Below are 11,965 nucleotides of genomic sequence, written 5' to 3' on the forward strand. Positions count from 1 at the left end.
ACCTTAAAACATTAATTCTTTCAGTTTGATTCCTTCAAACGAATCTTTTAATGTAGGAGTTGTTTCTAAATCATTGATTTTAAAGTCAATCCTTTCAATTTTATCCTTATTTAACTCAATTTTATCTATTAAACCCGAGATATCTAATTTAACCTCAGATATATTTCTTAAAGCTTTTTCTTCAATATTCTCATTGAATGTGAGTTTTATTCCCTTATCCAAGTCTCCAATATGGAAATTATCTTCTTTATAAACCACCCTTAATAACAGTCTAGGCATTTGGCCAATTTTAGATCGTGTGATGATATTCTTTGTTCCATTCCAAAGCCCATTCATCATTAAATCAACATCCAGTTCTGTTAAACCGGTTTTTTTGGCTGCATTTTCATTTATTATTCCATAAAATGAAATTAATGAATATGGGAGGATTTGAGTTTCAATAAAAGTTCCTCTAGTTACATTCTCCTTTGAAGGCATTACACTAGTTCCTTTAATGGTTTTTGGTTCTACTTTATGGAGTGACTTACCAAATTTAAATTGAACAGGACCTATCCATGTCAATGGCATATTTTTAACTGCAATTGTTGCACCAAATAACCTTAAATCGACATAATTTTCAAGTAATTTAACTCCATCTTCTTTAGAACTTATTTTAAGTTCTTCAAGTCTATTTTCTCTGGTTTTTTGGGTTCCATCTTTATTAATTTCTTCTACTATGAAAATTTCTTCATCTAAAAATTTGTATAAAAAATCGCGGATGGTTCTTTTGAGCCTTACATCAGTAACAATATTCTTTTCAGTTTCTTCATCTATCCTAGGCTTGTTTTCATCCATTGGATCTCCATTTGGATTTGCATTCTCAATATCGTATAAAAAAATTATTTCTGATCTATTTTTCACAACATCACTCATTTTCAGCACCACCTTTAACTTTAAATATTCCCCCTAAATTAAGTCCTAAAGTAAAATAGTAACTTATTTCATTTTTTGAGATATTCCATCCATTATTTTCAGCTTTCAATAAATATTCAGAAGTTAACTGCTCTAACCATCGGTATGAAATGTTGTACTCCCTTAATTTTGCTATAATCTGAGGCAACAATTTTTGTAACTTTTTTTCATCAAGTTTCAAACCAGACAATTTCGATCTGAAGGGAGTTGCATCTCTTTGTGCCATTTGTACATCTAAAAGGAACTTAACTAAAACTCCTTCTAAGAATGCGGCCTTTTTAGAAGATGAATTGAAGGCATCCTCATAGTTTTCAAAAAATTCCTTTACTTGTGTAGGCTCATTTGAACCAATTTCCGATTTTTCATTCATTTTAACACCCTCTTTCATTAAATTCAATTTATAAATGAAGATGAGTAAGTAAATAGACTGTAAAGAATAAAGGACTTCAGAAAAGCTTTCATTATTAACATGTTTATTTCTTAATTCCCTTAAAAAAGAATCAATTAAAAAATCAGCATTTATTTGTGTTTGAGACAAAATATCTCCAATAATATCAATAAAATACTTATCATAAACACCTGTTTTCTTTGAAGAAGGGAAAAATGTTCTAATCAATTTACCTAAATTAAATCCCTTTTTCCACAAATTTTTTCCATTAAAAGATGCTTCAGTAAAATCATTAACCCATTTTTTTCCAAATAATATCCTTAAATACTCCTCTCTAAAAATAGGCTTTTGTTTAACATTATCAAATGTTTTGAAAAGGTTATTAATCCAAGAAGGGGGAACATCTTCTATATACTTTACAATATCAAAATAATCCCCTTGTTTAGGTTTGTAAAAAACAAAAATCAAATTTATTATATCATTTTTATCTTTTATAATATCAAGTATTTCTTCTTCGGGAGTCAATAAACTCTTTGCAAATTTATTCTTCCCAGAATCTTTTATTTCTTCAATAATATCATCTTGAATACTTTTAAAGGTAAAACAAGGAATCATATAAAATTTATAGCCATAAAAATTCTTTGATAGATATTTATCAATGAATTCACGCCCTGCAACCAAAGATATGGCACAATTTTCACATATTGGTAACTGCTTCCAAGAGTTTTCCTGTGAAAAGTTAGGTGCAAAACCCTTCTTATCAACCGTGAACACCGAAAAAGGGGATGAAAAACCATAAACCTCACCTTGAGATTTACAAAGGTTACATTCTCCTATTCCTCGTGATTCTATCTCTTTTCCATATTTGCGCGTGAAAAACTTTTTTCGGGCTTCCTCTCTGAAAATGTTCTTAAAAATAGCAAAATCACCAACATATTTTTCATTAGAATTTTCTTTTATCTTTAATGTAAGTATAGCATTCCTCTTTTGCTCTTTAGGTAATTCATTAAATTCTTTTGAAACATCTTCAAATATAATGCCTTTATTTTCTTCAAATTCTTTCCTCAAAGAGCTTATAAGTGGATCATAACTATACTTTTGAGAATATTCCCCAAACCATAAATCCCATCTTTTTTTGACTTTTTCTATTGCGTTAATCTTAGCTGTTGGCGTTAAATCATATCTTCTATGGTTAAATATCCGATAGAGGTATTTATTTGACTTTGCTGGTTCATATTCTTCTGTATGTACATTAAAATATCTTAGATCATTTCCTTTTATCTCAAAAACAACACAAAGTACAGTTTGGGTATTAGCCAATTTTGTTTTTTGGGAAAAAATTTCTTCTGAACTTAATTTTTCTTTTTTAATTACATATTCCCCTAAGTCTTTAACAGCTTTTAGCATTTTATCAGGCCCCTAATCAGCATCTAATAACTATAATTAATTAAATTAACCATTCCAAAACCCATACTATTTTTCTCCCCAAATCCACAATCATACATAAATTCTAAAAGTCTCGGATCCCCCTCAGCCGTGAAGCGCATCTGATAAGCCCTGTGGTAAGTTTCCACGCCGTCCTTCTTGATGGTTATTCGTTTGCGTTTCACAGATCCCATGTCTGGAGCAATCTTCAAATACTCATCACCATTGTAGCTACCGTGAAATGCCCTATACTTGTTCAGAAGGTTCTTCTGGAGAGCTGTATAGAACTGAAGGTCTCCAGGGTTCAGATCCCATATTTTATCATCCCTTTTTATTCTTGCCATCACAGGAGATATGGTCTTGAACTCTGCACTTTTCTTGAATTTAGGTTTCTTTAAAAGCTCAACCTCCTGAACCTGCAGCCTATCGCCCCGGAAGTTAACCTCAAGATCCTCGAGATAAGCTTCAACCATACTCTGAATCAAGTAGTCGTTCGGAGAGGAAATGTAAAAATGCAGATTACCATCCCTTGAGATGATGCCGTTCTTGGTTATCCTTCTTCTGGGAACGTAAATCTGAGAAAAAGTAAAAAATTTAAAATCAGAGGAAATATGGAGCTCGCTGGCTAGATCAAGGTCTGCTATCTTCCTGTAAATTAACGAAGAAAGTTGATAATTGTAATTGTAAGGAATTTTGTATTCACTGTTCCGGGATGCCAGACTTATTTTTAAGCGCATGTTTTCACCATATTTTACAAAAATGAACTTTCTTCCAAATCTAATCTTAACCCGAGCTTTTCATCATAAACCATATTTACAAAGTATGTTTCTTTATCAAATTCCACATTATCTTCGTTTTCAAGCTTTTTAAACTGGCCAACACTGATGGAAAGAATATAACTCATAGCCTCAAAGTACCTTTTTTCCTTTAATTCTTTGAGATATTCCAGTTTATATTTGGTTGGAACAACTTCATAAGAATTAAAAAGAGAGTAAAACTCCATTTCACTATTTTTATCATTTATGAATGGAACTATGCCTTTGTTGAATGATTCAAAGTTCCTTTGAACTATCTCAAATTCTTCTTTATCTTTTCCAACATATCCCTTGCCATAAATATCGTCAACGAGTTTCTGGATAAGATCTTCATCCAAAATCCCAATATTTTCAAGAGATTGTACAGTTTTTTCAACTATTTCAGGATTATATATGTACTTATCACTTTCTGATCCTTCAGAAAAAACATTTACAGGAGCTATTTCTTTCCTTCTTTTCCGGTTCACCCTTCCAAACCTTTGAATCAGTGCATCAATAGGTGCAGGTTCTGAGTATAAAACATCATAATCTATATCCAAAGATACTTCAATTGCCTGCGTGCCAACAAGCAAATCTAAATTATTTAAAGACTTTTCAATTTTCTCCCTATCTCGCAGCATGAACCTGCTGTGAAGTAAAGCACTGTTCGAAGTTTCATATTCTAATTCTTCAAAAACTTCTTGTGCCCTCAAAACAGTGTTGCAAACAATTAAAACCTTTTTATCATTTTCTAAATCATCTAAGATTAGATCAAGGTTGTTCATTATGTTTCCATTTATCACATCAACTTCATGTCTTGTAAACTTAGCAAGTTCCTCTTTTTCCATTTTTATATCTGTTGAAATGTCTAAATGTTCCTTAAAGAGGTTTTTAATGAATGAAGGGAGTGTTGCAGACATTACAAATATATTTGCATTGTATTTGTTCTTCAGGATCTTGAGGATCTCCAGTATCAAGGATGTTGTGTGTGCATCGTAGGCATGAATTTCATCAAGAATAAAAAGACCATTTGCCATTTCTGAAAGCTGCATTTCAAATCCTTTTGAACCAAAAAATGCTTTTAATATCTGAAATGGTGTCAATACTTTGTAAGGTCTGTAAATTTTTTTATTCAAACCTTTAATATTCCTAATACTATTTTTTATTGAATCATAACCGGTAGTATTGCCAGATAATTCTTTATAAAGAAAATAAGATGCTTTACCATGTAGTAAACCAACTAAATCCCTATTTCCAAAGTCATTTTGAAGTCTTTGGTACATTGCATTTATACTTGCAGTGTAGGGAAGTAGATAAAAGACCCTTTTGGATTTTGTTGAATTCTGGTTGTTATCTGTCCATAAAAGAGATGCTTCTGTTTTACCGCTTCCAGTTGGGGAAGTTAAGAAAGCACTTCCCTTAACTTTTGAAGATTGTTCCTGAACCTTTCGAAGCTCTGGAAAGTTATAAATTGATTTCATATCTTCAATACCCTTTAAAATTTCATATTTTGAACCAGAAGCTAAATGATCACATGCATTCACAAAACCCTTTAAAAAGATTCCATATTGTCCATGGAGAATAGTGTACTCTTCATCTTCCCAATTAAAAAAGTAAGGCAGAACAGATTCTTTGTATACATCATTTAGATCACCTATAGATGATGGTTTATTGAAATTATCCAATTTGTAGCCGAGGTACTTATTGCTCCAATCAGGTATATACTCAAAATAAGAGGCCACTTCATCAAAATTGGGTTCTAACTCTGATAATTTTTTTTGATATAATTCTTTTCCAGGAAGGCTTGGAAATGTATTATAACGTTCACGAAGTTTGTTTATATCCTTGTGATGGGTTATTATTGCAAGTCCAATGGCCTCTTTGTATATTTTATCATAATTTAGTGTAGATATAAATCCTGCAGAAAGAATTTCATGCCTGTACTTCCAGGGAGCACTTTGACTTCCACTTTGGAGCATTTCCTGAAATCCAGTAGCACCTTTTCCAAAATCATGCAGAAATAAAGAATAAAAAAGGTGCTCCCAAAAATCATCAACTCCACACAAATCAGGAACATTACTGTAAGATTTTTTAATACTTTTAAAAACTTTTAAAGTGTTTTCTGTATGTTCCAGTAACGTTTCATCTGGTTTCGCTAGTAAACTCATTTTAAACACCTATCTGTGGAACCAAACTCCCCAATCCATCTCTTCATCATAAAGACATTCATTTGAATAATCAAAAAACTGATCCATCAATATGAAAGGTTTTGTACCTGCTGCTTTCCGTGGAATTGTGTCTGTAAAATGGGTTGGTAATGCTTGAATGGTCCCATAAGCTCCAGTTAAACCAAAGGGTAAAATAGTTTTTCCAAGTTTTACATTTGTCGTCTTTTCAAGCTCTACTTCTTTGATTTCAGTGATGTTCACAAGATCTGTTGAACGACCAAGTAGCATTGGATAATTAGGGTGTTCAAAGTATTTTTTGTAATCTAGATCGTCCAGATAAACGTATATTTCAGGATCCACCAGAAATTCTCTTTTTATAACGTTTGATTTACCTTTTAACCCAGATAGTTCATAAATGGTTTCAAGGTCCACAGCCTTCCCCTTATGTTTGAAGACATATCCAATCGAAAGATCTTCAGGAGTGACTAATTCTCCTTTAGCAGCAGATATTAATCCGTAGATTGTACTCAACGGTGGAACTGGAAGAGTTGGTTGAAAACCGCTGATAAAAGCCGGGTACCTGAAAGATGTTACCCAACCCTTAATCAGAACTCTTAACGCTTTCATTCTTCCATCAGCTCTGGAATTTTATTTGAAAACTGATCTACAGCTTCCTTAATTGTTCCTATGTGTATTTTACTATTTTCTCCATTCAATTTTTGAAGAGGTTCATCTAAATCATCCATGAATCCTTTTCTACGACCTATATAAACTTCGGTGAGTAAAGAATCATCATATTCCATTATAACTTCTTTAAGTGCGTCAATGTCAATTACTGCTTCTCCATCTTCTTCTTTTGCTATGTTCATGAAGATGTGGTTACCACCGTCAATTGCAGCAAGAACTATGAATTTTGGAGATACATCAGTTAAATGAGAAGTTAATTTAGCTCCACCCTGTAAATTTGGAAGAACTTTAATCACATCTTGAGCTCTTTTTGTTCTTACATCCAAAGGCATGGACCATTTTTTAGTTTCTTCCTCATGGGATAAACCCTTTTCTTCAGCTATTTCCTCAAGTTTTGGGTGCATATTTTTATAACCTGTTTTTTCAGCTGCATAAAACACCCCTAAACTATCAAGATCAATGGAAAATATCCCTTTAAGAACTGTTGAATAAAATTCATGTTCATAAGGTACTGGATCACCTTCATGACGAGCCATGACACCAAAATCCTGAGTTGGAACTTGCCCTATAACTGAAATCAATGGTGAGTTTTTTAAAGGAGATATTCTTGTTACTGTTCCTCCTTCTTTAGCTTTCAAAGCTCTCATATATCCAAAAACGTCATCATCCTCATATTCAATAGGGTTTGCACTTGTGAAAGCAATTTTCTTCTCCCGTTCTATTGGAGATAAATTCCATCCACATTTTTGAGCTAAAGTGTCTCTCCACCAGTACCTCAAAGCTTGTCCTGAAACATACGGATAAACCTTTCTTCCCCTTCGGATTGATTTAACCCTTACAATGTTATCAGTTCTATCTCCTGCATCTGCACCAGCATTGTTAAGAGCTGAATGTGGTGCATCCACTAACATAAATCCAACTACTGTTTTTGGCATTTATTCTTCCTCCTGAATTTCATTTTTTATTTCATCAGATGTTAATATTTCATCTTCTTTTCCCTGTTTAATAATCCAAGAACCCAATTTTTCGTAAATCCTAAATAAAATCAAATCCTGAGTTTCACGCCATTTTAAACTATCTGGGAAAAGATAATTGGCATAATCATCAAATGTAAATAAGGGATCCTCAATACCATTTTCTATCCTTTTTTTGATAATAATTCTAAGTATATTACGATAATTTTTGTAATTACTGGCTGTTTCAAGTTTTTTCAAAGTTTTGATATCATCAGCAGTTTCTATATATTCCGCAAGTTCATCTGCAACTGTTTTTATCACATTTAATCTTTTTTCATCCATTTTTCGCACCTCTTTCAGATAATTTTTAATTAAATCCCATCCCCCTATTGCTTCCTTGTTTTTCCTATCAATAAAAAATCCTATAATTGATTTTCCCTCTAAAAGGTTGTTATAAACCAGATTTGGATTGTTTTTATAGTCTTCTTCTTCTTTTATCTTTTCCCAGTTCACATAACGGTAACCTCTTCTCACTACTTTTAGCCATTCTGCATATTTCTCGTGTTGGGGTATGTAAGCCAAAAAAGTGAAGACTGAAGTTGGCACATGGTATATATTCAGATCAGGCCCTTGATTGTAGTTAGTGAAATGATAAAAATCTATTGAAGGCTTTTCAAGGTACCATCTTTCATTATAATGCAATATTATATCTTGGATTACATGAAAAAGGGCATTAACAGGATTTTTATATCCTTCATTGAAACATCCTGTGAAGTCTCGAGATAAGATCTGCTTTTTTACATTTTCAACAGACTTTTTAGACCAATATTTCATTACTTTCACAGAATTTGAATGGAGAAGAAGCATATTTCCACATGCATACATCCCAATAGGAACAAATTGTACTGCAAATGTACAAGCTGGACAATAATCAGCACCATCAATACCATAAGAAAAATAGTTTACAAACTTTTTTGAACCAGTTAAAGGTATTTTATCCTTGCCCCATCTTTTTACCTTATTTCTCCGACCGCAAGATATACAATCACCAGAGGTATCTTCATTCAAATCTATTTCTTCAACTAATTCAATTAAAAATGTAGAATAACGCTCTTTTTTATCTTTTACAGCAGGGTTAGTGAGAGGATTATTAGGAAAAACTGAAAATAAATTTTTGGACCATTTTTTATTTAAATAAACACTTGTAATGTCATCAATTACTCCTTTCAAATCGTCCTCATTCAATTCTTCTGGTTTTTTTCCAATCCATTGACTTAAAGCCCAGATTCCAGCATCCACAAAAGGATTACCTGTAAACTTATATATCACTTCAGACATTTTTATCAGTCCTTCCAAATTCTTTTAATTGAATTTTTGTGCCGTGCCACTGCAAAAAATTTAATCCATTATTTAATAAGTTATTAAGTCAATGAGATCATATAATAACTTATAAAGTTCTGAATAAGAATAATGCACCATCATATATAAATATTCAGGATTTAGTATCATGTTGTACACTTATATTCTATAACTTTCATTAGTGGACTTTAATTATTATATGGATCTTTTAGTATATAAATTAAATTATATCATGGATTTTTTTCACTTTTATTGGAAACAATGTCTCCAGTTTATTAACAAGTATCACCTATTAAAGTTTGAGGATAAAACTATAGAATCAGACTAAATTAGGATTGAAACATAAAAGTGAATAAAAGACATGACCTCAGTCGTTAAAGTTAAAATCAGACTATTTTAGGATTATCACATCCCATTAATTCATTTCATGTACTCAAAAAATCAATAAACCATTTCTTTAATAATGTTGTTAATTAATTCCATTACAAGAAAAACAGTGCAACTGCATCTTGGTGCTTCTATTTGCAAGTGTGTTCAGGGGATCCCTATTCATGGATCATCGGTCCAGCAAGGGTTGATAACGTCAAACACCCAAAACCGTACAATCCACCTTTGGACTCAATATTAATTGTTTTAACATTTATTTTAAAAAATAAAACCTTCCAAATCTTTTCTCTAAAATCTTAAATTCCATGGTTACTATTTAAGCTTTTATATTTGTTCTTGTTCTGAAAGGATTATATACTCAATTATTACTTAATTATGATTAGTAATAACGGCATTTGAGTGTCATTTATCTTTAAATGGTTCTCATAGGCCCTAAATTAAATTAAAATGAAATTTCAGGTTAATCCTTTGGATTAAGTAAAAAAAGAGGAGGGGATTATTGCTTGAAGAAAAGTTATTATGTTATTTTGGGAGTGCTGATCTGTCTTGTTGTGGCAGCATCAGGGTGTGTGAATCAAGGAAATCAGTCCGGAAATCAGAGCACAGGTTCTGCAAACCAGACAAATGTTCAGGGGGTTACATCGGTTGTCCTGAACGGTCCTGGAACCCTGATCATCCAGCAGGGTGATAAGGATTCATTCACGATTGAGGCCGATAGCAGCATGATGTCCAAGATCAACACCCAAGTTTCTGGAAATGCACTGGTTATAAACAACCTGAACTCTGCCAGCAACGGGGCTGTGAAGTTCAAATTAACGCTCAAAAGTCTGGACAGTGTTGCGCTCCATGGAAATTGTGAAGGGAACGTAACCGGCCTCAGCACCAGCAAACTCACAAGCACTGTGGATGCAGGTACCTTGTACCTTGCAGGTACATCAACGGACCACACTGCAACTGTGAATGGAGCAGGTTCCATCAACGCACATGATCTGAAGACACAAACCGCAACCGTTACAATCAACGGTGGAGGTTCAGCCATCGTGAACGTTGCAACCACACTCAATGCCATTGTTAATGGAGGAGGTTCAATAAAGTATCTGGGCAATCCAACCTTGAACAAACAGATTAATGGTATGGGCACTGTTACACCGACCAGCTGAAGGTTCAAATCGTTAGGAATCCTAGTTAATCTTTCTTTTTTTAAATCATTCATCTATTTTTTTAAATAAAATGAAAAAAGGTAAATGAATAAAATATTTTAAAATTTAAATATTAAAAATTGTTTTTATTAAAAATCGGATGAAAATAGAAATTCTTGATTAAAATCAGACTATTATAGGATTGAAATATATCACCACCAGCCACCCACCGTCCCACTGCGAGCTAAAATCAGACTACCTCAGGATTAAATTAAAATAAATAAAAAAAGAAAAGATCCAGATCCAAAGACCTAAATCTCCAGCTTAGAAATCCTTTCCATAGCTTCCTTGGTATTCTCAAGGGTGTTGAAGGCTGTTATTCTGAAGTATCCTTCACCGCTTGGTCCGAAGCCCACTCCAGGTGTTCCAACAACGTTTGCCTTGCTGAGGAGGAGGTCGAAGAATTCCCAGGATGTCATGCCTTCAGGTGTTTTCACCCAGATGTAGGGGGAGTTAACTCCGCCGTAAATACTTAAACCCATCTCTTTAAGGCTTTCTCTGATTATCTCTGCGTTCTTCATGTAGTAGGCTATGGATTCCTTGATCTCTGCCTGGCCCTCCTCTGAGTAGACTGCCTTTGCAGCCACCTGCACAGGGTAGGACACACCGTTGAACTTGGTTGTCTGGCGCCTGTTCCAGAGAGGGTTAAGTGAATGAGCTTCTCCCTCTGAATCGTAGGCTTTAACCTCTTTTGGCACGACTGTGAATGCACACCTTGTACCTGTGAATCCTGCGTTCTTTGAAAAGCTTCTGAACTCTATTGCAACTTCCCTTGCACCTTCAATCTCATAGATACTGTGAGGTATGTTGTCCTCGGTTATGTAGGCCTCGTAGGCTGCATCGAAGAGAATTATGGAATTGTTTTCCCTTGCGTACTCCACCCACTTTGCGAGTTCATCCTTTGTCAGGGCTGTACCTGTTGGGTTGTTTGGGTAGCACAGGTAGATGAGGTCAACTGGTGTTTCCGGGAGCTCCGGTGTGAAGTCGTTATCTGCTGTGCATGGTATGTAAACCATTCCATCGTACTTACCATCCTCATCCATTGCTCCGCTTCTTCCTGCCATCACGTTACTCTCAACATAGACTGGATAAACTGGATCGGTTACTGCAATGGTGTTGTCAAGGCCAAATATTTCCTGGATGTTTCCTGTGTCACATTTTGCTCCGTCACTTATGAAAACCTCATCCTCATCAAGTTTTATTCCACGGACTGCGTAATCCTTTTCTATGATTTCCTTTATAAGGAAAGAGTAGCCCTGTTCTGGACCGTAGCCCATGAAGGTTTCCTTTTCTCCCATTTCATCCACTGCAGCTTTGAAGGCCTTTACAACTGCCTTTGGTAGGGGTATGGTTACGTCCCCTATTCCCATTTTTATGATGTCTGCTTCAGGGTTTTCTTCCTGGAACCTGTCAACTCTCCTTGCTATTTCAGCGAAGAGGTAGTTGCTCTTGATGAGCATGTAGTTTTCGTTAATTTTTACTGCCATTTCATCTCTCCAATTTTTACGTTAAAAAAATCGTTAATTCAGTTATAATTCAAATACATTACACGTTTTAATTTCTTCCTTTAGATTTAAAAACATAGTTATTTAAAAAAATTTAGTTACGATGGAATGGTATCAGAATTTTATTTATAAAAAATTATCATTTG

9 protein-coding genes are annotated in these 11,965 nt (G+C 33.9%); 1 reads left to right on the top strand and 8 read right to left on the bottom strand.

Features of this window, described 5'->3' with window-relative positions; genetic code table 11:
- Positions 1 to 3: 3 nt before the first annotated feature.
- From cas7b to cas8a1, 7 genes are read right to left on the bottom strand one after another with little or no spacing between them, the layout of a single operon-like run.
- Positions 4 to 912 (bottom strand): type I-B CRISPR-associated protein Cas7/Csh2, encoded by a 909-nt coding sequence (gene cas7b / locus MCBB_RS06485; protein WP_071906992.1) that lies wholly within the window; start codon positions 910 to 912, stop codon positions 4 to 6.
- Positions 905 to 2,746, bottom strand: a complete 1,842-nt coding sequence (locus tag MCBB_RS06490) for a TIGR02556 family CRISPR-associated protein (protein WP_071906993.1) — start codon at positions 2,744 to 2,746, stop codon at positions 905 to 907. The genes cas7b and MCBB_RS06490 overlap by 8 nt, the downstream gene beginning before the upstream one ends.
- Before the next feature lie 23 nt (positions 2,747 to 2,769).
- The gene (gene cas6, locus MCBB_RS06495; RefSeq protein ID WP_071906994.1) at positions 2,770 to 3,501 is read right to left on the bottom strand and encodes a CRISPR-associated endoribonuclease Cas6; all 732 of its coding nucleotides are present in this window, start codon (positions 3,499 to 3,501) and stop codon (positions 2,770 to 2,772) included.
- A gap of 14 nt (positions 3,502 to 3,515) precedes the next feature.
- On the bottom strand, positions 3,516 to 5,726 hold the full coding sequence (locus MCBB_RS06500; protein ID WP_071906995.1) for a CRISPR-associated helicase/endonuclease Cas3: 2,211 nt from the start codon (positions 5,724 to 5,726) through the stop codon (positions 3,516 to 3,518).
- A gap of 9 nt (positions 5,727 to 5,735) precedes the next feature.
- Positions 5,736 to 6,353, bottom strand: coding sequence for a type I-B CRISPR-associated protein Cas5b (gene cas5b, locus MCBB_RS06505; RefSeq protein ID WP_071906996.1), 618 nt, complete (start codon positions 6,351 to 6,353; stop codon positions 5,736 to 5,738).
- Positions 6,350 to 7,348, bottom strand: coding sequence for a type I-B CRISPR-associated protein Cas7/Cst2/DevR (cas7i, locus tag MCBB_RS06510; RefSeq protein ID WP_071906997.1), 999 nt, complete (start codon positions 7,346 to 7,348; stop codon positions 6,350 to 6,352). Before cas7i ends, cas5b begins: the two co-directional genes overlap by 4 nt.
- Entirely contained in the window at positions 7,349 to 8,707 is a 1,359-nt protein-coding gene (gene cas8a1, locus MCBB_RS06515; RefSeq protein WP_071906998.1) for a type I-B CRISPR-associated protein Cas8b1/Cst1, read from the bottom strand. It abuts the gene before it with no gap.
- Between the two features lie 911 nt (positions 8,708 to 9,618).
- Between cas8a1 and MCBB_RS06520 the strand changes: the two genes are divergently transcribed.
- Positions 9,619 to 10,275 carry a GIN domain-containing protein gene (locus tag MCBB_RS06520; protein ID WP_071906999.1) on the top strand — a complete coding sequence of 219 codons (657 nt, stop codon included), beginning with the start codon at positions 9,619 to 9,621 and terminating at the stop codon, positions 10,273 to 10,275.
- A gap of 290 nt (positions 10,276 to 10,565) precedes the next feature.
- Here the strand turns inward: MCBB_RS06520 and MCBB_RS06525 are convergent, their stop codons facing one another.
- On the bottom strand, positions 10,566 to 11,801 hold the full coding sequence (locus MCBB_RS06525; RefSeq protein WP_071907000.1) for an LL-diaminopimelate aminotransferase: 1,236 nt from the start codon (positions 11,799 to 11,801) through the stop codon (positions 10,566 to 10,568).
- Positions 11,802 to 11,965 lie beyond the last annotated feature (164 nt).

It is taken from the genome of Methanobacterium congolense (assembly GCF_900095295.1).
Taxonomy (GTDB): domain Archaea; phylum Methanobacteriota; class Methanobacteria; order Methanobacteriales; family Methanobacteriaceae; genus Methanobacterium_C; species Methanobacterium_C congolense.